The sequence below is a fragment of the Myxococcus sp. AS-1-15 genome (assembly GCF_020037055.1).
In the GTDB taxonomy this organism is placed as follows: Bacteria; Myxococcota; Myxococcia; order Myxococcales; family Myxococcaceae; genus Myxococcus; species Myxococcus fulvus.
Map to the genome: position 1 here is coordinate 160,573 of NZ_JAIQDF010000005.1, position 22,746 is coordinate 183,318.

The window sequence follows — 22,746 nt, forward strand, 5'->3', positions numbered from 1 at the left end:
CGGCTGACCGGGCGTTGAGCCTTCAGCCGACGAGCGAGGGCCAGTTGCGGCCGACCCAGGCGCGCTGTTCGACCTCTTCGCGCCACCGCGGGTCTTCCCGGTCGATGCGGCGCGAGGTGGCGAAGAGGGCCTCGAGCGCCGCCAGCATCCGCTCGGTGAAGGGGGTGTCCTCGACGACGAGCAGGGCCTCGCTCTCCCAGTAGGCGGCGGTGACGTCCAGGTTGGCGCTGCCCACCGCGACGGCCCGGGTGTCGCACACGAGGAGCTTGGCGTGGACGTGGGGGAAGAGGCGCTCCAGCTCCGGCTCCCAACCGGGTCGCGAGGGCAGCGCCAGCTCGTGGGCGATGCCGCCCTCGGCGATGACCGCGTCCAGGCGGCTGCGGACGTAGCGGTCCGCCACCTCTCGAATCGCGCCCCCGGGGAAGTAGGTCCGCGCGTCGCCGTGATGGGGCCGCACGCTGCCGAAGAGGACCTCCACGCGGACACCGCGCTTCAGGGCGGCGATGAGCGCGTTCTGGATTTCGAGCAGCAGGGGGAAGGTGTTCACCAGGACCAGCCGTGAGCGCGCATGGCGGATGAGCGCGAGCTGCGTGTCCAGGGTGTGCGTGTCCTTGAGTCCCTCGTGCAGGGCGATTCGGGCCGCCATCGTCCCCGCCGGCGCGGAGGGCGTCAGGGGAAACGGCTCGCCGCCCGCGCGGGTCCACTCCGCGAGGAACGCGCGCTCCAGGTCGGTGACCAGCGGGCCTTCCAGTCTCGCGCCGCAGTCGAGCCAGGGGATGTCGCGGTAGTGTGTATCCCGGCGCAGCGGCACCTCGTCGAAGCCCGTGTAGTACGGCGCGCCGAGGTTCCGACCCGAGACGAACGCATGCGTGGAGTCGACGAGCGTGAGCTTGCGATGGTTGCGCTGCTTGAGCTCGTAGAGGTTGGGGCCTCCGACGAGCGGAGCAATCGCGCGCACCTCGACGTTGGGTGTCCCGGAGAGACCGACGAGGGCGGGGTTGAGCGCGCCGAAGGAGTCGTGCCCGCTGTAGAGCGCGTCGGCGAGGAAGCGCACGCGGACACCTCGGGTGGCGGCCCGCTTCAGCGCCTCGGTGATGCGGGCGGTGATGGGGTCGTCCTCGACGATGTAGCACTGCCAATGGACGGTGGTCCGCGCCCCGTCGATGGCGGCCAGGACCGATTCGCGGGCCTGGGCGTTGTCGAGCTCGAAGTCGATGTGATGGCCTGCCATGCGCGGGCTGCATCCGGCGAGCGTCAGGTCCCGGGCCCAGGCATCCTGCTCGGACGGGAGGGGGAGCGGCTCCAGGGGCGTGTTCCGGGGCAGGGCCTCGCACTCCTCGGGGCTGAGCGTGCGGATGGCGGGGTGGACGGGCTTGTAGGTGTCGCGGGTGATGACCGCGGCGATGGGGACGTGCGCGGCGGCGAGTCGGGTGGCGACGCGCAGGAGTCGCTGTCCATCGACCTGTCGGGGCACGTCGTCCGCCCGCGCATCGTCGAGCCACGCGCTGGCGTCGAGCAGCAGGGGCCACGCCAGGTCGGGCAGGTGCTCACGCAGCCGCGCGCGCTGTTCGTCGAGCGAGTCGCTGTCCCGCATCCGCACGAAGACCAGGTGGCACCGGTCCTCGGCGAGCTCGCGGACGGCGAGCAGCGTGTCCTCCTCGACGAGGCTGTCGACCAGCAGCAGCGGCTTGTCCGGGGCGAGCACGTAGCCGGGCACCAGCTCCCGCGAGGCGGAGGTGTCCGAGAAGGAGAACGCCAGGGGATGCAGCCCGCGCAGGTGCCCGAGCCACGCGGCGTCGAGGATGGCGGTGCCTCCCTGGTAACGGACCTCGCCGAGCGCGGCGCCATTCGCGAACACCGTCACGAGGCCCGGCTCCAGGAGGCTGACGCTCGACAGGAGGCCGACGCGCTCGACGGCGAAGCGCGGGGCCAGGCCGGGAGCCACCAGCGCATCGGAGACGGCGGGGTGGTCCTCGAAGAGCGTCAGCCCCGTCTGGGTTCGCGGCAGGAGGAGGGTGGGGACGCGGGCCTCCTGGAGCGCGCGGGCGCCCGTCATCCCGACGTACAGGGCCTCCAGGTCCGCGAGGGAGTCGGTGGGGACGACGAGCAGTCCCGCGCCCGAGCGCAGGGCGACGTCGTCGAAGGCCTCCGCACGGCTGCTGGCGGCGTTCGCGGTGAGGGACTCGACGAGCAGCGTCTGGGTGATGCCCAGCGCCTTCGAGAGCGCCTGGAGCTCTCCGGTCTGCTCCGGCGCCAGGCCCGTGGTGAGCGCGATGAGCTCCGAGGGCTGGGCGCAGTGGGACAGGAAGCTGGCCACGGCTCCGAGTCCCCGGCCATCGGGCGCGATGGCCAGGGCCATGCGTGAGGGCTCGGTGCTGGCCGTGTCCGGCGCGCGCCCCAGGGAGAGCACGGGCAGGTGCTCCCGGAGGACGAGCCGCAGCATCGCGCCCACCCGGGCCCTGGGAGACGTGTCCAGCAGGGGGCCGAGCACGACGAGCCCGGCGCCGTGTCGGCGCGAGACCTGGACCAGGTCGCTGATGTCGAGATGGGTCTCCAGTGCGCCGGTGACCTGGATGGCGGGGCTCCAGTCCTGGAGCGTGTGCCGGAGCCGGTCCAGCACGGTGAGGCTGGTGGGCGGAGGTGCCTCCAGCTCGCTGCGCTCGGGGACCAGTCCGTACAGATAGACGGCCTCGGGCTCGGACGTCAGTCGCCGCAACGCGTGAAGGACGTGCTCGGACTCGGAGCCTGCATCGAAGACGACCACCAGACGTCGGAACATGGGGTGCGCGATTCCCGGGACGGACCTGGGCCGCGCCTTCACCGACGCTCGGCTCCGGGACGACCCTGGAGCCATCATGCCGGGAACCGGCCCGGTTGGCGTCACTGGAACGAGGGAGCAGGAACTCCGGAGGCCACGTCGGACAGGGGAAGACTGCCACCTCGCGAAGTCGTGCGCCGGACGAAAGTGATTGCCTCGGTCAAGGAGTCTGGTTTGTCGTGTGCCAAGACTCAGGGCATGGCCCATTCAATGCGTTGCGGGAGGCAGTGGGTGGCGCTCGTCGTCGCGAGCATCATCCTGGGCTGTGGGCGTGACGTGTCGGAGCACCGGGAGGGGATTCGAGCTGGGACGTGCTACGGCGGGGCACGACATCGATGCGTGGATGTCGAGCTACTCGCCCTGACGCCGAGGCGCGCTGGCCTCGTGACATCGAAGGCTATGACGGCTTCCTCGCCTCGACGAGGAAGCGCGTCGTGGTCGCGACGAAGGGGCCACCTCGTTGGAGGCGCTCGTGCAGGGCTCGCAGTTGGGGGCGGTACTGGTCCACGGTGAAGCCCGGGACCATCCAGATGACCTTGCGCAGGAAGTAGATGACCGCGCCGATGTCGAAGAACTCGGTGTGAAGGTGCTCCAGGCGCAGGTCGATGACCTCGAGCCCAGCGGCCTCGGCCTCCGCGCGAGCATCGTCGGGGTGCCGCTTGCGGTGGACCTCCGCCGGGAGCGGACCGAGGAAGTACTCCACCAGCTCGAAGACACTCGCGGGGCCGACCTGCTGCGAGAAGTAGGTCCCGCCCGGTTGCAGGACACGGGAGATCTCCCGCCACCACGTCGTCACGGGATGGCGGCTGACGACCAGGTCGAAGGCCTCATCCGCGAAGGGCAGGGGAGGCTCGTCCGGGTCCGCCACCACCACGACACCCCGGGGATGGAGCAGTCGGGTGGCCTTGGCGACATTGGGAGGCCAGGACTCGGTGGCCACGATGAGGCGGGGCAGGGGCGCCACGCCCGCGAGCACCTCACCGCCGCCGGTCTGGATGTCGAGCGCCGCCGAGGCTCGGGCCATCCTCGCGCCCAGCTGCTTCTGGTAGCCCCAGGAGGGACGCTGCTCGGTCGCGCGTCCGTCGAGCCAGGAGAAGTCCCAGCCCTCCACCGAAACGCTCGCGGCTTCCGCCTCCAGGTCCTCATAGCTTCGAGACATGGTCTGGGTTCCTACCGGGGCCCTCTCGCCGTGTCACGGCAAGGCGTCACGTCAGTCCTTCCAGAGGATCTTCCACGGGTGCTTGCGCAGATCCGTGACGAGCGTTCTGAGCTCGTCATACAGCGTGGGATCCTGCAGGACCGCGCCCGCCGTGCCTTCTCCGGCCTCGATCCGGGCCAGCACCCGGTCCGCGCGGGCCGCGATGCTGTCGAGCTGTCCCGCCGCGGCCGTGAGCTTCTCCAGCGCCAGCTTCACGCGCTGCCCGTCCTCGGGCCCCAGGGAACCGGTGAGGGCCGCGAGCCCATCCAGCGTCGTGCCCGCGGACTTCGTCAGCCCGGGCAGCTCGCCCCTCAGCACCGCCGCCGTCGCCGCCGCGTCGTCGAGCAGTCGCGCCGCCTTGCCGCCCGGCTGGAGCGCCTCGCGCGCGAGCTGTGAGAGCTGGCGCAGGTCCTTCGACGCCGCCGCCAGCTCGGAGGCCAGCACCTTCACGTCGCCCCGGTTCTCCGTCAGCACCTCGTCCAGCGTCCGCGTCAGCCGCGAGATGTTCGCCACCAGCCCCGTCACCGCCTCCGGGTCCTTCTCCAGCATCTCGGAGAACATCTCGATGAAGCGCGAGAGCTTCTCCGCCAGCAGGTCCAGCCGGGGCGCATCCGTGCCGCGCACGGCCTGACCCGCGGGCAGCGCGCTCGACTGCGTGCCCGGGTTCAGCTCCAGGTAGGGCTCGCCCAGCAGGCCCACCGTCGCCACCGTGACCCGCGCATCCGAGCGAAGCGCGCCGAGCGACTCCGGCGACACCGCCAGCTCCATCCGGACGGGCAGGGGACGGCCCTGGGCATCCCGACGCTCCGGCATCAGCCGGATGGCCTGCACGCGCCCCACCTGCACGCCACCCAGCTTCACCGGCGCCCCCTCCACCACGTTGCCCGTGTGGCCGAAGTCCACCGGCAGCACCGTGCTGGAGCCGAGCGACAGCTCGCCCATCAACCACAGCAACACCAGCACGCCCATCACCGCCGCCAGCACCAGGGCGCCCACCTTCAATTCCAACCGTCGCTCATCCATCCGTCGCACCCTCCATGAACGGCGCCGTCAGCACGCGAAGCTCCGGCGCGGAGGACTCCAGGAAACCCTCGGGCGGCCCCAGGTACGCGCACTTCCCCTGGGCCACCACCAACACCCGGTCCGCCAGCCCCCGCAGCTGGCGATAGTCATGCGTCACCACCAGACCTCCCAGCCCTCGCGCCTTCAGCGAGGCCATGACCTCTTCCACCTGCGTCGCCGCGCGCCGGTCCAGCCCCGTGGTGGGCTCGTCAAGCAGCAGGTAGCGCGGTGAGAGCACCAGCGCCCGCGCGATGGCGGTCCGCTTCTTCGCCCCGGGCCCCAGCTCGGGCGGCAGCCGGTCCGCCCACTCGAGCAGGCCCACCTGCTCCAGCGCGGACTCCACGGCCTCGACCGGGGTCGTCGGGTCCGCCAGCCACACGTTCTCCCGCAGCGTGCGCCAGTCGAGCAGGGCGGGGCCCTGGACCAGGTACGGCGCCCGGCGCCGCAGCTTCACCAGTTCACGCTCCGGCCGCGTGTCCACGCGCTCGCCCCACAGCTCCACGCTGCCCGAGTCCGGCCGCAGCAGTCCCACCGCCATCCGACACAGCACGCTCTTGCCCGAGCCGCTCGCGCCCGCGATGAAGGTCAGCCCCCGCGTGGACACCTCCGCCGTCACGCCGTCCAGCACGCGCCGCCCACCCTCGAACGCGACGCGCACGTCCGTGAAGCGCAGCGTGTCCGGAGGGGCGTCGTCCGCGATCACAGGCGCACGAGGTGGAAGGCGAGGGACACGGCCAGGTCGATCAACAGACACCCCAGGCTCGCGGCGACGACGCCGTCGGTGGTCGCCTCGCCCACGGCCTCCGCGCCTCCTCGCGCGCCCAGGCCCGCGACGGCCGCCGCCAGCGGGATGTACAGCCCGCACGCCACGGCCTTCAGCCCCGCGGCGAGCACGTCCCAGCCATCCACGTAGCGCGGGTCCATGAAGGCCCGGCCATCCACGCCGAAGACGAGCCCCGCCACCGCCGCGGCGGACAGGGTCGCGGCCACCGTCCCCAACAGGCTGAGCAGCGGCACACCCAGGACGCCCGCCACCACGCGCGGCGCCACCAGGTCCGAGTAGGGGTCCCCCGCCGACATCTCCAGCGCCTCCACCTGCTCGTTGACGCTCATGGTGGACAGCTCCGCCGCGTGGCTCGCCCCGGCGCGGGACGCCGTCAAGAGCGCGGACACCACCGGCCCCAGCTCGCGAATCAGCAGCTCGAAGTACGCGGGCCCCAGCACGGCCACGTTGCCCACGAAGCGCCGCGCCTGGCTGTTGGCGATGGTCACCAGCACCGCCCCGAAGAACGCCATGCCGGTCATCACCAGCCACACGCTGCGCCCACCCAGCTCGTGGAGCTGCACCAGCGACTCGCGCCAGGACACGCCCTCGCGCAGCCCCGCCCGCGTCGTGCGCGCGAACAGCACCACCGGCGCGCCGAAGAAGCGCAGCACCCGGTTCATGTCATCCACCCGGCGAGCACGAGCGTGAGCACGAAGTCGAGCAGGAAGATGGCCGCGCACCCGCGCACCACCGCGCTCGCCGCCGCGCGTCCCACCGCCTGGGCGCCTCCCCGCGCGGACAGCCCCACCGCCGTGGACACCAGCGAGATGGCCAGGCCGAAGGCCCCCGTCTTCAGCACGCCGCCCAGGATGTCCAGCGGGCTCAGCATGTGCGCGAAGGTCCCGAAGAACGTCCGCAGCGGCAGGTCCAGGGTGAGCAGCGCGGCCAGGGCCTCGAACAGGATGGCCACCAGGAACGTGAAGGTGCTCATCGCGAGCATGCTCAGCTCCATCGCCACCACGCGCGGCGCCACGAGGATGGCGAAGGGGTCCAGGCCGATGCCGCGCAGCCCTTCAATCTGCCCGCCCACCTGCATCGTGGCCAGCTCCGCCGCGTTCCTCGCGCCGATGCGCGCGGACATGATGAGCCCCAAGAGCAGCGGACCGAACTCCCACAGCACCCCGTAGCCCGCGGCCCACCCGAGGAACGCCCGCGCCCCGAAGCGCTGGATGTACAGCCCCGACTGCAGCACGACGATGACGCCCGCCAGCGCCGCGGTGGCCAGGGCCAGGGGCAGCGAGTCGTAGCCGAACTGCACCAGCGCCCGCGCCAGCTCGCGTCGCTCCAGCCGCGGCAGTCCCAGCACCGTGCGCGCCGCGACGAGGGCCAGCGCGCCCGCGCCGCGCACCGCCTCCAGCCCCACCGCGCCCGCGCCACGCACGGTCCTCAGCCCGGGGCTCTCGACGCGCGGCGATGGGCTCACGGGAGCACCTCGTCCTGTTCGCGCTCCAGCTCCGGCGCGGGTGCCCCGTCGTATATCAACCGCCCGCCTCGCAGGTAGAGCCAGCGGGGCAGGGGAAGGTCCACCGGCGCCTCGGGCGCGGCGACCAGCAGCGTGCCTCCGCGCGAGACCTCCAGCAGCACCCGCGCCACCTGCCGCGCCGTGCCCGGGTCCAGGCCCGCGAAGGGGTCATCCGCCAGCAGCACCGACGGACGCGCCGCCAAGGCCCGCGCCAGCCCCGCGCGCTTCTTCATGCCTCCGGACAGCCGCTCCGGCAGCGTGTCCGCCGCGTCCGTCAGGCCCACGGCGCCGAGCACCTCGTCCGCGCGCGCCTGCGCCTCGTCGTGGGGCACGCGCCGACGCGTGAGCGGGAAGAGGACGTTCTGGCGCACCGTCAGCGAGTCGAACAGCGCGTCCGTCTGGAACACCATGCCGAACGAAGCCTGCCGCGCGCGGCGCTCGGCGGCGGACAGGCCCGCCACGTCCTGGCCATCCCACAGGACGCGTCCGCTGAACGCGGGCGACAGCCCCGCGAAGGCCTTCAGCAGCGTCGTCTTGCCCGCGCCCGAGCGGCCCAGCACCACCGCCTGTGTGCCCGGAGGCAGCGCGCACGCCACCTCCGCGAGCACGGTGCGCGCGCCATGCCTCACCGTCAGGCCTTCCGCACGCAGGTCCATGGTGGAACCCGGCTCCCGCCGCTCAGGGCTTCCAGCGCGTGAGCAGGCCGTCGTGGCCGGCGGCCCAGACCTCGCCCGGGCCGAAGCCGCCCAGCGCGTTCACCGTCTCCGACGGGGTGGCGACGGTGCTCCACGCGACGCCGTTGAAGAAGTGGAGATCATCCACCTCCGACGACGCCGCGTAGATGCCCGTGCGGCCGAACGCGACGATGTCCCGCAGGTTCGGCACCGTGCCTCCGTTCACCGTCAGCGCCGGCTTCTGGGTCCACGTGCCTCGCGCCTTCTCCAGGAGCAGGCCGTGATCACCCGCCACGTAGAGCATGTGGGGGGTGAGCACCTGGACCGCGTTGAGGTAGCCCGTGGTGGTCTCGGGGAGGCCCAGCGCCTCGCGGGTCCAGGTCGTCCCCGTCTGGGGCGAGCTCCAGGCCACCGGATGCTGTTCGCCGTTCACCGTCTCCGCGCCGACCACCACCAACGCCTCGGCGCTCAGGCCGTGGATGTCCCGCAGGTTCGCCGCGAATCGGGTGATGATCGTCGGGTCCGGCTGGTTCCCCGAGGCGCCATGGTCGTAGCTCCAGGACACGACGTGCCCCCCGCTGGAGACGCCATAGACGGTGAAGACGTTGCTCTCCGGGTCCGGGAAGCCCACCAGCCCGTTGATGGAGCCCGGCTGGCCACTGGGGCGGGTCTCGCAGGCGGTGTTGAGCTCGCCGGGCATCGACGTGGCGAACCGTCCGTCGCTCGAGCCCAGGAACACGCGTCCGTTCGGCGCGGCCCATGCGGACCGCCAGTCGCCCGCGCAGTTCGTCGCGGCCGTGAAGGTGTTGCCGGCCACATGGACGACGCGACCGCTCCTGCCGGCCAGCCAGCCCCGTTCCGCTTGATAGTTGGCCACCGCGTCGAACCGCGCGCTCGTGTCGTTGAGCACCGTCCGCTCGTTCCAGGACACCGCGCCGCAGCTCGGCAGCCCGTTGTCCACCCCACCGGCGCAGTCGTTGTCCAGGCGGTCGCAGACCTCGGTGCCGCTCTCGGACACCTGCTCCGAGCCCTCGTCGCAGTCACCGGACTCCGTCACCGCGCCAGGCTCGGGTGGAGTGCAGCTCAACCCCAGCGTGGGGCCACCCTGGCCGTCACCGTCGTCATCCGCGAAGTACTCCTCGGGCACCAGCGCGCTGACGCAGTCCGCCACCTCCGCGGACTGACACTGCCGTGTTCCCGCGCAGCGCTGGGCCGTGACGCAGCTCGCGCCCACGTTGAACGCGTCGTTGTCCGGGGTGCCATCGCAGTTGTCGTCCTTGCCGTCGCAGCGGAACTCCGACTGGCCCGGATGCACGAGGATGTCCTCGTCGTCGCAGTCGCCCGCGCGCGTCGCGAAGCCCACCGGCGCCGCGCAGCCGGTCTGGGGCGCGGCGCTCGCATCCCCGTAGCCATCCCCATCCACGTCCACCCAGTACTGGACACTTCCGGGCGCATCGCTCTCGCCCGCGACACAGTTGTTGTCCACGCCGTCGCACACCTCGGTGGCGCCGGGGTGCACGTCCGGGCGCGCGTCGTCGCAGTCGGTGCCCGGGTAGTCGCCCTTCATGGCGAAGAAGCCGTCGTCGTCCAGGTCCTCGGCGCGCAGATCCAGCTTCAGGTCCGTCAGGTTCTCCTCGGGAAACTGCACCTCCGCGGACTGCCGGGCGATGACGGGACCCTCGCACGAGCCCTCGTGTGCCTCGGCGATCACCCGGAGGTCCGGACTCCAGCCCGCCTGCTTCAGGATGACGCCGACGCGCGTGTCGCTCCGGGCCTCCGCGTTCACCGTCACCACGCCCGACTCCCGGCGCGTCGGCTCCCGGCGATCTTCCACGGCGAGCGTCAGGCACTGTGGCCGGAAGGTCGCATACGTGATGAAGACCCGGAGCCCCCCTTCGTTGGTCGAGGTCTTGCTCTTGCAACCCGTCATCGAAAGTGTCAGCAGCCCTACACCCACCAGGAATAAACGCATCATCAATGCATTCTCCGGCGCGCCGAGGCGCCCACTGTCGTGACGCCCCGTCGTAAACCCCAGGACATCCGGAACTCCCCCTTAGACCGCCGTGCTGGCATCGTCCAGCAGCCCACTCCGCCGGGTTCGCCGTTTCGCTCGTCGGGCCCCAGCACGCACACCCCGCACTCCGTCGGCCCGAGCCTCGACTTCCCGCTCATGTCCACTGTCCGAACCGCCCTCGTCGCGCCCCTGTGTGCCTGGATGGTGCTCGCCCCCTCCCAGTCCCAGGCGCTCCAGAGCGACGCTCCCGTGGCTCCCACTTCCTCGCGCGAGGCTGCGGATTCCGCACCCGGGGCTGCGAAAACCGCACCGGCCGCTGCGGATTCCGCACCCGCGGACGCCACCCCCGCGGGCGCGGCGCTGACGTTCGAGCAGGCGGTGGCGATGGCGGCCGAGCGCAACGAGTCCGCGCTCGCCGCCCAGCAGCGCGCCAATGCCGCCCAGGCCCGGGTGTCGCGGGCCCGCGCGTTCTTCTTCCCGGAGCTGACGGCCACGGGCACGTACACGCGCCGCCCCAACCAGACGACGCGCGAGGTCGGCGGACAGCAGGTCGTCATCCAGCGCTACAACGCCTTCGGCGCGAACATCGTCGCGCGGATGACGCTCTTCGACGCGCGCGGCTTCCCGCTGTACCGCGCCGCGAAGCGCGAGAGCGAGGCCGCGGGCATGGAGTCGGTGGAGGCCCGGCGGCAGGTCTCGTTCGAGGCCGCCAACGCGTTCCTCATCACGCTGCAGGAGCAGCAGGTCTTCCAGGCCGCCGAGCAGCGCATCGCCTTCGCCCGCCAGTCGCTCGCGGACGCGCAGGCCCGCGCCAAGGGAGGGCTCGCCAGCACCAACGACGTCACCCGCGCCGAGGTGGAGGTGGCCACCGCGGAGGTGGAGCTCATCAGCGCCCGGAACCTGGCGCAGACGAGCCGCCTGGAGCTCGGCTTCCTGCTGGTGGACCCGGTGGAGGGCGCGCTCGCGGCGCCCCAGCAGCTGCTCGACGACGCGGCCCGCCCGCTGGACACGCACGACGGCATCATCCCCGGCGCGGTGGAGCGGCGCCCGGACATCCTCGCCGGCCAGCTGCGCGTGGAGTCGCTGGAGGCCAACGCGTGGGAGCCGCTCGCGCGGCTGTTGCCCGCGCTCGGCGTGTCCGCCACGTACCGGCTCACCAACGAGCAGGGCCTCGCGGGCCGCACGGGAGATGGCTTCCTGGCCGCGGACCTCACGTGGAACCTGTTCGACGGCGGCGAGCGGTACGCGGAGCGCCACGAGCGGGTGGCCCTGGCGCGCGCCGCCAGGCTGGAGCTGGAGCAGGGCACGCGCCGCGTGGACGTGGACATCCAGCGGGCGCGGGTGGCGCTGGAGAACGCGCGGGCGGCGCTCACGCAGAGCGAGCTGGCGACGCGCGCGGCGAAGCAGAACGCGGAGGAGCAGGGCATCCTCTACCGCCAGGGGTTGTCCACGGCGTTGACGCTGGCGGACGCCTCGCTGCGGCTGTTCGAGGCGGAGGTGGCCCTGGCCCGGAGCCGGTACTCGCTGGGCGTCGCCCTGCTGGGCTTGAGGGCGGCAGTCGGACTCGATCCTTTGGGGAAGGAACCGTGAAGGTGATGCGACGCGCAGGAACGCTGACCTTGGCCGTGGCGATGCTCGCCATGGGGGCATGCAAGAAGGACGCGGAGGCGTCGAAGGGCGAGGCGCCCGCGGCGGGCGGAAAGGCGGGCGGTCGCCCCGGCGCTGGTGGCGGCCGGGGCCCCATCCAGTTCCCCGTCGAGGTCGCCCCCGTGGAGGCCCGCGACGTCGAGTACGTGGTGAACGCGGTGGGCTCCGTGGAGGCCTTCGAGCGGGTGCAGATCACCGCCCGCGTGGCGGGCGCCGTGGAGCGCGTGCTCTTCATGGAGGGGCAGGCGGTGAAGAAGGGGGATGTGCTCGCGGAGATCGAGCCCGCCCGCTACGCCATCGCCGTGCGCGCGGCCGAGGCCTCGCTCGCCAAGGCCCGCGCCTCGTTGGTGGAGGCCCAGGCCGGCGCCGAGCGTCGCACCGCCGTCAACGAGGCCAGCCCCGGCCTGTTGCCCGCCGAGCAGCTGGAGACCTTCACGGCGCGCGCGCGCACCGCGGAGGCGGACGTGGCCTCCGCGCGGGCCCTGCTGGACCAGGCGCAGCTCAACCAGCGCGACGCCTATGTCCGAGCGCCCATGGACGGCGTGCTCCAGACGCGCACGGTGCAGACGGGGCAGTACGTCCAGCCCGGCCTGGTGCTGGCGACGCTCCTGCGCCGGGACCCGCTGCTGTTGCGCTTCACGGTGCCGGAGGCGGACGTGGCGCGCATCAAGCCGGGGCTCCCGGCGCGCTTCACGGTGCGCTCGGAGAGCGGCTCGTTCACCGCGAAGATCACCCACGTGGCGCAGGCCGCGGACGAGGCCAACCGCCTGGTGCCGGTGACGGCCGAGGTGTCCGCCGAGGACGCGGCGAAGCTCAGGCCCGGTGCGTTCGCGTCGGTGGCGGTGCCGGTGGAGACGCGCGGCGGCAGCCCGGTGGTGCCGCAGACGGCGGTGCGCGCCAGCGAGCGGGGCTTCCTGGCCTTCGTGGTGGACGGCGAGAAGGCGCGCGAGCGGGTGCTGGAGCTGGGCATGCGCACGGCGGACGGACGGGTGGAGGTCCGCGAGGGGCTCAAGGCGGGCGAGACGCTGGTCATCCGCGGCGGCGAGGCCCTGCGTGACGGCGTGACGGTGAGGGTGGTGCAGCAGAAGAAGCCCACCCTCACGGCGGAGCCGCGCGCGGAGGACGGCGGCCAGGGAGCGCGGCGATGAACCTGACGGAAGCGTGCATCAAGAAGCCCGTCCTGGCGTGGATGATCATGGCGGCCACCATCGTCTTCGGACTGGTGGCGGCGCAGCGCATCGGCATCAGCCAGTTCCCGGACGTCGACTTCCCCACCATCAACATCAGCGTGACGTGGGAGGGCGCCAACCCCGAGGCCGTCGAGACGGACGTCATCGAGCCCATCGAGGAGGCGGTGACGCAGGTGGAGGGCGTCACCAGCATCACCTCCAGCGCGCGCCAGGGCGGCGCCAACATCACGGTGGAGCTGGACCTGTCGCGCAACGTGGACATGGCGCTGCAGGAGGTCCAGACGAAGATCAGCCAGGCGCAGCGCCAGCTGCCCGAGGACATCGACCCGCCCATCGTCACCAAGACGAACCCGGAGGACCAGCCCATCATCCAGGTGGGTGTGTCCGGGCCCTTCTCCCAGCAGGTGGTGAGCGACTTCGCCCGCTACCGCGTGAAGGAGAAGCTGCAGACGGTGCCGGGCGTGGGCGAGGTGTCCGTCGGTGGCTCGCTGGACCGCAACGTCCGCATCTGGGTGGACTCCGCGAAGCTGGACGCGCTCGGGCTGACGGTGACGGACCTCACCTCCGCGCTCCAGCGTGAGCACGTGGAGCTGCCCGCGGGGCGCATCGAGGCCGAGGGGCGCGAGGTCAACGTGCGCGTGCTCGGCGAGGCGCTGGACCTGGAGACACTGCGCGACATCGTCGTGCGCGAGCAGGGCGGCCAGCCGGTGTACCTGCGCGACGTGGCGCTGGTGGAGGACGGCTTCGAGGACGTGCGGCGCATGGCGCGCGTCAACGGCACGCCCGCCCAGGGCCTGGGCATCCGCAAGCAGCGCGGCGCCAACGCGGTGTCCGTGGCGCAGGGCGTGCGCGAGGAGCTGGCGCGCATCCAGAAGGACGCCCCGGAGGGGATGGACGTGGCCATCCGCTTCGACACCACGCAGTACATCGAGGAGAGCGTCCACGAGATCGAGTTCGAGCTGATGCTGGCCTGCATCCTCACGGCCTTCGTCTGCTGGCTCTTCCTGGGCTCGCTGTCGAGCACGATGAACGTGGTGCTGGCCATCCCCATGTCGCTGTTGGGGACGGTGGCGGTCATCTACTTCCTGGGCTTCACGCTCAACACCTTCACGCTCTTGGGCCTGGCGCTGGCGGTGGGCATCGTGGTGGACGACGCCATCATGGTGCTGGAGAACATCTTCCGGCACTCGGAGGAGGGGAAGGACCGGGTGAGCGCGGCGCGCGAGGGCACCGCGGAGATCACCTTCGCGGCGCTCGCGGCCACCGCGGCCGTCATCGCCATCTTCCTGCCCGTCGTCTTCATGAAGGGCGTCATCGGCAAGTTCTTCCTCCAGTTCGGCGTCACGCTGTGCGTGGCGGTGATGCTGTCGTACGTGGAGGCCATCACGCTGGCGCCGGCCCGCTGCGCGCAGCTCCTGAAGACCTCCCGTGAGGGGCGCAGCAAGGTCGGCGTGTGGGTGGACAAGGCCTTCACGAAGCTGGAGCACGCCTATGGCCGGGCGCTCGGGTGGGCGCTGGTGCGGCCGTGGCGGGTGCTGGCCGGGGCGCTGGTCATCCTGGCGGCGAGCGTGTTCGCCTTCCGCGCGCTGCCCGGTGAGTTCGTGCCGTCGCAGGACCAGAGCCGGCTGATGGTCCGCATGCAGACGGCGGTGGGCAGCAGCATCGAGGAGACCAACCAGCTCTTCCAGAAAGCGGAGGCGTTCGCCGCCTCGCGGCCGGAGGTGACGAGCGTCTTCGCGTTGGTGGGCGGTGGTGGTGGCGGGGTGAACTCGGGCTTCATGATGCTCACGCTCAAGCCGCCCGACCAGCGCATGACGCAGTCGGAGTTCCAGCAGGTGCTGCGCAAGGAGCTCAACGGCTACCCGGGCCTGCGCGCGGTGGTGCAGGACCTGTCGCAGCAGGGCTTCTCCGCGCAGCGTGGCTTCCCGGTGGAGTTCAGCGTGCGCGGCTCGGACTGGGACGAGCTGGTCAAGGCCAGCCAGGAGATGCGCGAGAAGATCCAGGCCAGCGGCAAGGTGGTGGACGTGGACACCGACTACCAGCTCGGCATGCCGGAGCTGCGCATCACCCCGGACCGGGCGCGCGCGGCGGACCTGGGTGTGCCGATGCAGACGGTGGCGACGACCATCAACGCGCTGGTGGGCGGCGTGCGCGTGGGCAAGTACAGCACGGGCGGGCGCCGCATCGACGTGCGCCTGCGCCTGCTCGCGGGGCAGCGCTCGCGTCCGGAGGACCTGGCGCTGCTCAAGGTGCGCACGGCCAGCGGCGCGCTGGTGCCGCTGTCGGCGCTGGTGACGCAGGAGGAGCGCCCGGCGCTGCAGGCCATCACCCGCCGGGACCGCGAGCGCGCCATCAGCATCTTCGCCAACGTGGCGCCGGGCTCCAATCAGGAGGAGGCGCTGGCCACGGTGGAGAAGCTGGCGAAGGACCTGCCGGGCGGCGTGCGCGTGGTGCCAGGCGGCGCGAGCGTGGCGTTCCGCGACTCGATGGGCAGCCTGTTCTTCGCGCTCTTCCTGGGGATTGGCGTCGCGTACATGGTGCTGGGGGCGCAGTTCAACTCGTTCCTGCATCCGGTCACCGTGCTGACCATCCTCCCGCTGTCGGTGGCGGGCGCGGCCTTCGCGTTGCTCGGCACGGGCAGCACGCTGAACATCTTCAGCATGATTGGTCTGTTGCTGTTGATGGGCATCGTGAAGAAGAACTCCATCATCCTGGTGGACTACGCGCTCCAGCAGCGGGAGCTGGGGCTGGGCGCGGTGGAGGCGATGCAGCGCGCGGGGCCGGTGCGCCTGCGTCCCATCCTGATGACGTCCACGGCGACGATGATGGCGGCGGTGCCGGCGGCGCTGGCGTTGGGCGCGGGCAGCGAGACGCGCGCGCCCATGTCCATCGCGGTGCTGGGGGGGCTGTCGGTCTCCACGGTGCTGAGCCTGGTGGTGGTGCCCGCCTTCTACGTGGTCGCCGACCGAATGAAGACGCGGCTGGCCCACTGGCGCGGCAAGCGTCCGGACGACGAGGAGGGCAGCCCCGCCGCCCACGGTCGTCCGAGCGGCGATGAGCCTCGCCCCGCGACGCACGGCTGAGCTCGGCTGAGATGACGACGCGGGCCGGCTCCGGAGCTCACCGGTGCCGGCCCTCCGCTTTTCAGGCGGAGGGGTCGCGAGCATCTCCTCCGTCGAAGACGCAAGGGGTGCACCTGACCCAGGGTGTCTGATTTGTGCTGGGTCATCGACTCCTGGAGGATGTGTGGAGCCCGGTCATCCTTTGCTCGGACACCCACACGAATGGAGATCCACCATGAAGTGCTTGATGCCGTGGTTGATGGCGCTCGCTGCCAGTCTGAGCCTGGGTTGTGGAGGCGGAGCCACCGACGTGGCCGACGAGCGAGCGATGGCCAATGTCCTGGAGTGCAGCCCCGGGCTGCCCAGCTGTGAGGACGTCCGACAGATGGGCTGCCCCGAGCCTGGGATCACGCCCTGCTGCCATGAGTGGTCGTACGACAGCTTCTGTGTGTGCGAACGGCTCCAGGGTTCCCCCAGTTGTGGGGGCATGCCCCTTCGGCCCGAGTCGCCGTCGGCACACTGAGCCTTCCCGGGCAGACGAGAGGCCGGACGTCGCGCCGTCGCGATGCCCGGCGGGTCGAGGAGGAGGCCCGTGGCCCCTCGCTGAAGGCCGCCGGCGCCGTGGACACCGTGACTGGCACGCCCGTGAAGCGCGCGTGTGTCCACGGCGAGCAAGGAGACGACCCCATGGCGCAGGAGACGGAGCTTCCTCCCAACATCATCCCGGTGAAGGAGCGCGACGAGTCGCTGGACCTCCAGGCGTTCCTGGACGAAATCGGCAACAGCCAGGAGGTCCGCGTCAACAAGCTGGACGGCCGGACCGCCGCTCACGCCGTGCTGTGCACGCTGGCGCGCAGGCTGTCGGACGGTGAGGACGTCAAGCTGATGCGCGCGCTCGGCGACGACATCGGCGAGCTCATCGGCGAGTGCACCATCCTGCGCGGCCCCTCGCACGCGAAGCGCATGAAGCGCGAGGAGTTCATCTCCGACGTGGCGGACCACCTGGGCATCAAGGTGGACCAGGCGTTCCGCGTGATGACGGTGGTGTTCACCGCCGTGAGGGACCGCATCCCCGAGGACGAGGTGGCCGCGGTGGCCTCGCAGCTCCCCGCGGACCTGGCCGACAGCTTCCGCCGGCCGGTGTAGCCCCGCCGTGGGCCCGACCCCGGAGAGCCTCCCCGGGGCCGGGCCCCTTCCATCCGGGGCTACAGTTCGTTGACGATGATGAGCCCGCGCGTCCCGTCCACGACGTACACGTAGCCGTCGCCGGGGATGCGCACGCCGAAGGCGCCCTCGAGGCTGCCGGCCCTTCGACCCGGGTCGTCCTCGCGGAAGGTGTTGAAGTGCGCGACCTGACGGGGGTGGGTGGGGTGGGAGACATCCAGCACGCGCAGGCCCTCCTGGTACCAGGCGACATAGAGCCGGTTGCCACGCAGGAGCATGTTGTGGATGGACGTGGGCGGCCGCATCCGGAACGTGCCGATGAGCGGGATGTTCGTCGGGTCCGTCACGTCGAGCACGCGCACGTGGGTACCGGGGCCCTCTCCGCCCTCGAAGGCGAGGGTCCTGCCCGCGAACGTGCCCACCGCGCTGTGGTGCGCATACACGAAGCCCCCGGGCGGCGTGTAGTTGCCGAGGTGCTGGACGTTGTCCAGGTCCGTGATGTCCATGATGGAGTAGCCCGAGTCCGCGTTGCTCACGTAGAGCCGGTTCTCGTACACGAAGACATCATGCGGGCCGCCGCTGAAGCCTCCCGGTGTCGGCGTGACGAGCTGGAGCAGGGTGGGCGCGAGCGGCGTGGTGACGTCGTAGACGTAGGTGGCCACGCCCGCGCTGTTGGCGTAGAGGCGGTCGCCGTCGACGAGCACGGTGTGGACGTGGGCCGGGCCCTCGGCGCGGCGGACGAAGACGGGATTGGCCGGGTCCGTGATGTCGAAGACGACGAGCCCCGACGAGTCGCTGGCGATGTAGAGCGCGTCGCCCTTCGCCCAGACGCCGTTCCACGCGCCATCCCCGGGGATGTTGACGGTCTTGACGAGCGTGGGGTTCGTCCGGTCCCTCACGTCGAACACGGAGAGCCCACCCAGCCGAGGGGCCCGCTCCAGCGAGACGACGTAGGCGTGCTCCTTGGTGACGTAGACGTCCACGGGCAGCCCGAGGGGCGTGGAGGCCTCACCCACGCGCGCGAGCCCGCCGGAGGACTCGCCCTCGCCGGGGGCCCAGGTCATCCGGTAGGCCTCGAAGGTGCCGAGCGTCTTGGTGTAGCCGGAGATGGGGCTGTCGGAGCACGACACGTAGCAGCCGGTGATGATGCCCGGCGCGGGGACATGGCAGCCGGCGAACGCCGTGGTGGTGACATTGTCGCCCGACGGGGTCCGGAGGGTGCGGCGGCCCGCGACGAAGAACGTGCCGCCCTCCGTCACGCGGGCGAGCAGGGGCGCGTTGCTCATCGAGTCCGCGGAACCATCCAGGCTGAGCTGGAAGGCGCTGCTCCCGTTGCCGACGGCGGTGGAGTTGGGGCGGCCCGGGCGGACGCGCAGCTCCGAGCGGGTGGTGAGCTGATAGATGCCCTTGCCTTCGATTCCGGAGAGCTGTTCGGTGGAGCAGCTCGACACGTCGAAGGTCGACAGGCTCTGGCAGAGCTGCGGGTCCAGGTTCTCGGCGTCGAGGAACTGGCACGTGTCATAGCGGCCCTTGTCGATCCAATCGCCCCGGTCCTGCAGCACGGTGTACGTGCCGTCCCACGGCGGCGGTCCGCTGTCGGGCGTGCCCGCGTCCTCGGGAGGAGGACCGGCATCAGGTGTGCCCGCGTCCTCGGGAGGTGGGCCGCTGTCCTGTGACCCCGAGTCTGGAAGCGTGCCCGCGTCCTTGCCGGAGTCAGAGTCTCCGCAGGCGATGAGGAGTGGGAGGAGGACACAGAGGAAGCGCCACGGGGATGTCGTCATGAAAGGCCTCGGGAAGACCACCCGGAAGGAGTGAATGGTGCCTCCAGGAATGGCGAGGCGCGCTCCTTGCGCCAATGCGCGCTCCCGATGCTTGCCGGATGACGACGGAATCGCGGCCACGTGCCGTGAACGCCGCCCGCGGGACCCGCCGGGCCGTGTCCTTGCAACGACACGGCCCGGGGCCAGCGCTACAGCTCGTTGACGATGATGAGGCCGCGTGACGAGTCGACGAGGTACACGAAACCGTCCCCAGGGATGCGCACACCGAAGGCGCCTTCGAAGATGCCGTTGCCTCGCCGCGGGTCGGTCTCCCGGTAGGTGTTGAAGTGGGCGATCTGCCGGGGCTGCGTGGGGTGGGAGACGTCCAGCACGCGCAGGCCCTCCTGGTACCACGCGACATAGAGCAGGTTCCCGCGGAGCAGCAGGTTGTGCATGGACGTGAGGGGGCGCATGCGGAACGTGCCGATGAGCGGGATGTTCGTCGGGTCCGTCACGTCGAGCACGCGCACGTGGCTGGCCGAGAACTCGCCGCCCACGAAGGCGAGGGTGCGCCCCGCGAAGGTGCCCACCGCGTTGTGGTGGGAGAAGATGCCGAAGAATCCCGGCTGCAGGTAGTCACCGAGGTGCCGGACGTCGTCCAGGTCGGAGATGTCCATGACGTGGAAGCCGGTCGTGTCGTTGCTGATGTAGAGCCGGTCGCCGTGCACGAAGACGTCATGCGGACCGCCGGTGTAGCCCTCGGGTGCCCACGTGATGAGCTGGAGCAGCGTCGGAGCGAGGGGCGAGGTGATGTCGTAGACGAAGGTGCCCGTGCCGGGTGAGTTGGCGAAGAGCCGCTCCCCCTCGACGAGCACGGTGTGCACGGTGTCAGGGCCCTCGCCGTGGCGGACGAAGACGGGATTGGCCGGGTCCGTGATGTCGAAGACGATGAGCCCCGAGCTGTCGCTGGCGACGTAGAGCGCGTCACCCTTCGCCCAGACGCCGTTCCACGCGCCATCTCCGGCGATGGTGACCGTCTTGACGAGCGTGGGGCTCGTCCGGTCCTTCACGTCGAACACGGAGAGGCCACCGAGCAGGGGCCCAGTGCTCACCGACACGACGTAGGCGTGCTCCTTGGCGACGTAGACGTCCACGGGCATGCCGACGGTCGTGGAGGCCTCTGCCACGAGCGCCAGCCCGCCGGAGGCCTCGTTCTCGCCGGGAGCCCAGGCCATCCGCTCGGTCCTGAAGGTGCCGACCGACTTGGTGAAGCCGTACATCGGATGGCTGTTGCAGGACACGTAGCAGCCGGTGATGACGCCAGGAGAGAAGACGTGGCAGCCGGCGAACGCGGTGGTGGTGACGCTGTCTCCCCAGGGGCTTCGGGCGGTCCTCCTCGCCGCGAGGAAGAACGTGCCGCCTTCCGTGACGCGGGCGATGAGCGGCGCGGGGCCGTACGCGTCCTGGGTGCCATCCGCGCTGAGCCGCAGGCCGGCGAAGGAGTTGTAGACGGAGTCCGATGGAGGCCGGGTGGAAGAGTAGGACGCTTCCTCGCGGAGGTTGAGCTGGAAGATGCCCTGGTTCTCCACGCCGGAGAGCTGCTCGGTGGAGCAGCTCGACAGGTCGAAGGCCGCGATGCGCTCACACCGCTGCGGGTCCAGGTCCTCGGGCGTGACGAACTGGCACGTGTCATGGCGACCGGTGTCGATCCAATCACCCCGGTCCTCGAGCGCGGTGTACGTCCCGTCCCAGGGAGGACGGCCTGCATCGGGCGTCCCCGCGTCGGGCGTCCCCGCGTCCTCGGGAGGCGGGCCGCTGTCCGCGGTGCCCGCGTCGGAGCCCGAGTCCGGGAGCGAGCCCGCGTCATCTCCCGAAGGGGAGTCGTCACAGGCGGACAGCAGCAGGAGCAGGAGGGGGATGCAGCGCCAGGGTCCCAACGGATGCGGCGATGGCTTCATGGAGCGCCTCGGGAGCCACCCGCGACAGTGCGGGCGGCCTTCCCGAATAGGCGAGTGCGGGCTCCTGGTTCCATCGTGGGTTGCCGCTGTTTTCGGACAGCGGACAGCGGCAACCATGACTCGGGTCCTTGAGGACCTGTCGCGCGCGACGCCTACAGCTCGTTGAGGATGATGAGTCCGCGGGACGCGTCGACCAGGTACACGTAGCCGTCCCCGGGGATGCGCACGCCGTAGTTGCCCTCGAAGACGGAGTGCTCGCGCCCCGGGTCGTCCTCCCGGAAGGTGTTGTAGTGCGCGACCTGCCTGGGCTGCGTGGGGTTGGAGACGTCGAGCACGCGCAGGCCCTCGTGGTACCAGGCGACGTAGAGCAGGTTCCCGCGGAGCAGCAGGTTGTGCATGGACGTGGCGGCGCGCATGCGGAACGTGCCGATGAGTGGGATGTGGGCCGCCGGGTTCGTCACGTCGAGCACGCGCACGTGGGAGCCCGGGAACTCTCCGCCCTCGAAGGCGATGGTCTTCCCCGCGAAGGTGCCCACCGCGCTGTGGTGCGCATAGGTGGCGAGCCGAGGCAGGAAGTAGCTGCCCAACTGGCGGACGTCGTTCAAGTCGGCGACGTCCATGATCTGGAAGCCATCGCTTCCGTTGCTGACATAGAGCCGGTCCTCGTACACGAAGACATCGTGGGGACCATCGCCGTAGCCGCCCTCCGCGGTCGGCCGGACGATCTGCAGCAGCGTGGGGTCCACGGCGTTCGTGATGTCGTAGACGTAGGTTCCGGTGCCGGGGGCGTTGGCGTAGAGCCGGTCGCCGTCGACGAGCACGGTGTGGACGGTGGTGGGGCCCTCGGCGCGGCGCACGAACGTGGGGTTGGCCGGGTCGCTGATGTCGAGGATGACCAGCCCGGAGGAGTTGCTGGCGACATAGAGCGTGTCGCCCTTCGCCCAGACGCCGTTCCAAGAGGTGTCACCCGGGAAGCTGAGCGTCTTGACGAGCTTGGGCGCCGTGCGGTCCCTCACGTCGAAGACGGAGAGGCCGCCCAAGAGGGGCGGGCGGTCCAGCGAGACGACATAGGCGTGCTCCTTGGCGATGTAGAGGTCCGCGGGGCGGATCATCGTGGTGGCGGCTTCGCCCACGCGAGCGAGGCCGCCGGAGGACTCGCCCTCACCGGGGGCCCACGTCATCCGGGTGGCCTCGAAGGTGCCGAGCGTCTTCGAGTAACCGGTCACGGGGTTTTCGACGCAGGACACGTAGCAGCCGGTGATGACGCCGGGTGAGGGGACGTGGCAGCCGGCGAACGCGGCGGTGGTGACGAGGTTGCCGGTGGTGAGCGCGAGCGTGCGACGGCCTGAGAAGAAGAAGGACCCGTTCCCGGTGTCCCGCGTGAGCAGGGGCCCGGAGCTCAGCGCATCCTTGGAGCCGTCGGCGCTGAGGCGGAAGCTGATCGACCCACCGGAGACGAACGTGCTGGTGGGTCTGTCCGGGCGCACGCGCCGCTCCGCGCGGAGGACGACCTGATAGATGCCCTGGTTCTCCACGGTGGAGAGCTGGGCGGAGGAGCAGCTCGACAGGTCGAAGCTCGTGGGGCGCTGGCAGAGCTGCGGGTCCAGGTTGTCGGCGTCGATGAACTGGCACGCGTCATATCGGCCGGTGTCCACCCAGTACCCCAGGTCCTCCAGCTCCGTGTAGGTGCCGTCCCATGGCGGCCCCGCATCGGGAGTGCCCGAGTCCCCGGGTGGGTGCGACTCACCGCAGGCAGACAGGAGGAAGGGGAGCAGGACGCACAGAGAGCGCCGTGCTCCGCGCGAGGGAGTCGTCATGGGAGCCTCGGAGATGGCGCCGCCCGCGCAGGTGCGGGCGGTCATCCTGGATACGCCACGGGGGCCCCATGTTCCCCGGCGCTCCGCCGATGCT

The 22,746-nt window shown here is 71.1% G+C and carries 15 protein-coding genes; 4 read left to right on the forward strand and 11 right to left on the reverse strand.

The annotated features are described in order from the left end of the window. Window positions 1-22: 22 nt before the first annotated feature. From K8625_RS16505 to K8625_RS16540, 8 genes are all read right to left on the reverse strand, one after another. The gene (locus K8625_RS16505) at window positions 23-2,779 is read right to left on the reverse strand and encodes a phosphatidylserine/phosphatidylglycerophosphate/cardiolipin synthase family protein (RefSeq protein ID WP_223783244.1); all 2,757 of its coding nucleotides are present in this window, start codon (window positions 2,777-2,779) and stop codon (window positions 23-25) included. A gap of 436 nt (window positions 2,780-3,215) precedes the next feature. Continuing rightward, on the reverse strand, window positions 3,216-3,977 hold the full coding sequence (locus tag K8625_RS16510) for a class I SAM-dependent methyltransferase (RefSeq protein ID WP_223783245.1): 762 nt from the start codon (window positions 3,975-3,977) through the stop codon (window positions 3,216-3,218). Between the two features lie 51 nt (window positions 3,978-4,028). Then, window positions 4,029-5,039 carry an MlaD family protein gene (locus K8625_RS16515; RefSeq protein WP_046713709.1) on the reverse strand — a complete coding sequence of 337 codons (1,011 nt, stop codon included), beginning with the start codon at window positions 5,037-5,039 and terminating at the stop codon, window positions 4,029-4,031. Then, complete coding sequence (locus tag K8625_RS16520; protein ID WP_370641925.1) at window positions 5,032-5,778, reverse strand: ABC transporter ATP-binding protein; 747 nt, start codon at window positions 5,776-5,778, stop codon at window positions 5,032-5,034. Before K8625_RS16520 ends, K8625_RS16515 begins: the two co-directional genes overlap by 8 nt. Next, entirely contained in the window at window positions 5,778-6,524 is a 747-nt protein-coding gene (locus K8625_RS16525) for an ABC transporter permease (protein ID WP_223748679.1), read from the reverse strand. The genes K8625_RS16520 and K8625_RS16525 overlap by 1 nt, the downstream gene beginning before the upstream one ends. Then, window positions 6,521-7,327: an ABC transporter permease gene (locus tag K8625_RS16530; protein ID WP_223748678.1), complete on the reverse strand. Its 807-nt coding sequence runs from the start codon at window positions 7,325-7,327 to the stop codon at window positions 6,521-6,523. Before K8625_RS16530 ends, K8625_RS16525 begins: the two co-directional genes overlap by 4 nt. Beyond that, window positions 7,324-8,022 carry an ABC transporter ATP-binding protein gene (locus K8625_RS16535; protein ID WP_223783247.1) on the reverse strand — a complete coding sequence of 233 codons (699 nt, stop codon included), beginning with the start codon at window positions 8,020-8,022 and terminating at the stop codon, window positions 7,324-7,326. The genes K8625_RS16530 and K8625_RS16535 overlap by 4 nt, the downstream gene beginning before the upstream one ends. A gap of 22 nt (window positions 8,023-8,044) precedes the next feature. Beyond that, window positions 8,045-10,015 (reverse strand): putative metal-binding motif-containing protein, encoded by a 1,971-nt coding sequence (locus K8625_RS16540; protein WP_223783248.1) that lies wholly within the window; start codon window positions 10,013-10,015, stop codon window positions 8,045-8,047. Between the two features lie 195 nt (window positions 10,016-10,210). On the opposite strand from K8625_RS16540, the gene K8625_RS16545 reads away from it, so the two are divergent. The 4 genes from K8625_RS16545 to K8625_RS16560 all read left to right on the forward strand — a co-directional run bounded on the left by K8625_RS16545 (window position 10,211) and on the right by K8625_RS16560 (window position 17,099). After that, on the forward strand, window positions 10,211-11,644 hold the full coding sequence (locus tag K8625_RS16545; protein ID WP_223783249.1) for a TolC family protein: 1,434 nt from the start codon (window positions 10,211-10,213) through the stop codon (window positions 11,642-11,644). A 5-nt stretch (window positions 11,645-11,649) separates the two neighbouring features. Further along, a complete protein-coding gene (locus K8625_RS16550; protein WP_223748674.1) occupies window positions 11,650-12,849 on the forward strand; it encodes an efflux RND transporter periplasmic adaptor subunit in 1,200 nt (399 codons plus the stop codon). Further along, the gene (locus K8625_RS16555; protein WP_223783250.1) at window positions 12,846-15,974 is read left to right on the forward strand and encodes an efflux RND transporter permease subunit; all 3,129 of its coding nucleotides are present in this window, start codon (window positions 12,846-12,848) and stop codon (window positions 15,972-15,974) included. The genes K8625_RS16550 and K8625_RS16555 overlap by 4 nt, the downstream gene beginning before the upstream one ends. A 600-nt stretch (window positions 15,975-16,574) precedes the next feature. Then, the gene (locus K8625_RS16560; protein ID WP_223783251.1) at window positions 16,575-17,099 is read left to right on the forward strand and encodes a DUF2267 domain-containing protein; all 525 of its coding nucleotides are present in this window, start codon (window positions 16,575-16,577) and stop codon (window positions 17,097-17,099) included. Window positions 17,100-17,158: 59 nt separating this feature from the next. On the opposite strand, the gene K8625_RS16565 is transcribed toward K8625_RS16560, so the two are convergent. From K8625_RS16565 to K8625_RS16575, 3 genes are all read right to left on the reverse strand, one after another. After that, a complete protein-coding gene (locus K8625_RS16565; RefSeq protein ID WP_223783252.1) occupies window positions 17,159-18,898 on the reverse strand; it encodes an LVIVD repeat-containing protein in 1,740 nt (579 codons plus the stop codon). Between the two features lie 188 nt (window positions 18,899-19,086). Then, window positions 19,087-20,835, reverse strand: coding sequence for an LVIVD repeat-containing protein (locus K8625_RS16570; protein WP_223783253.1), 1,749 nt, complete (start codon window positions 20,833-20,835; stop codon window positions 19,087-19,089). A gap of 152 nt (window positions 20,836-20,987) precedes the next feature. Beyond that, on the reverse strand, window positions 20,988-22,652 hold the full coding sequence (locus K8625_RS16575) for an LVIVD repeat-containing protein (protein WP_223783254.1): 1,665 nt from the start codon (window positions 22,650-22,652) through the stop codon (window positions 20,988-20,990). Window positions 22,653-22,746 lie beyond the last annotated feature (94 nt).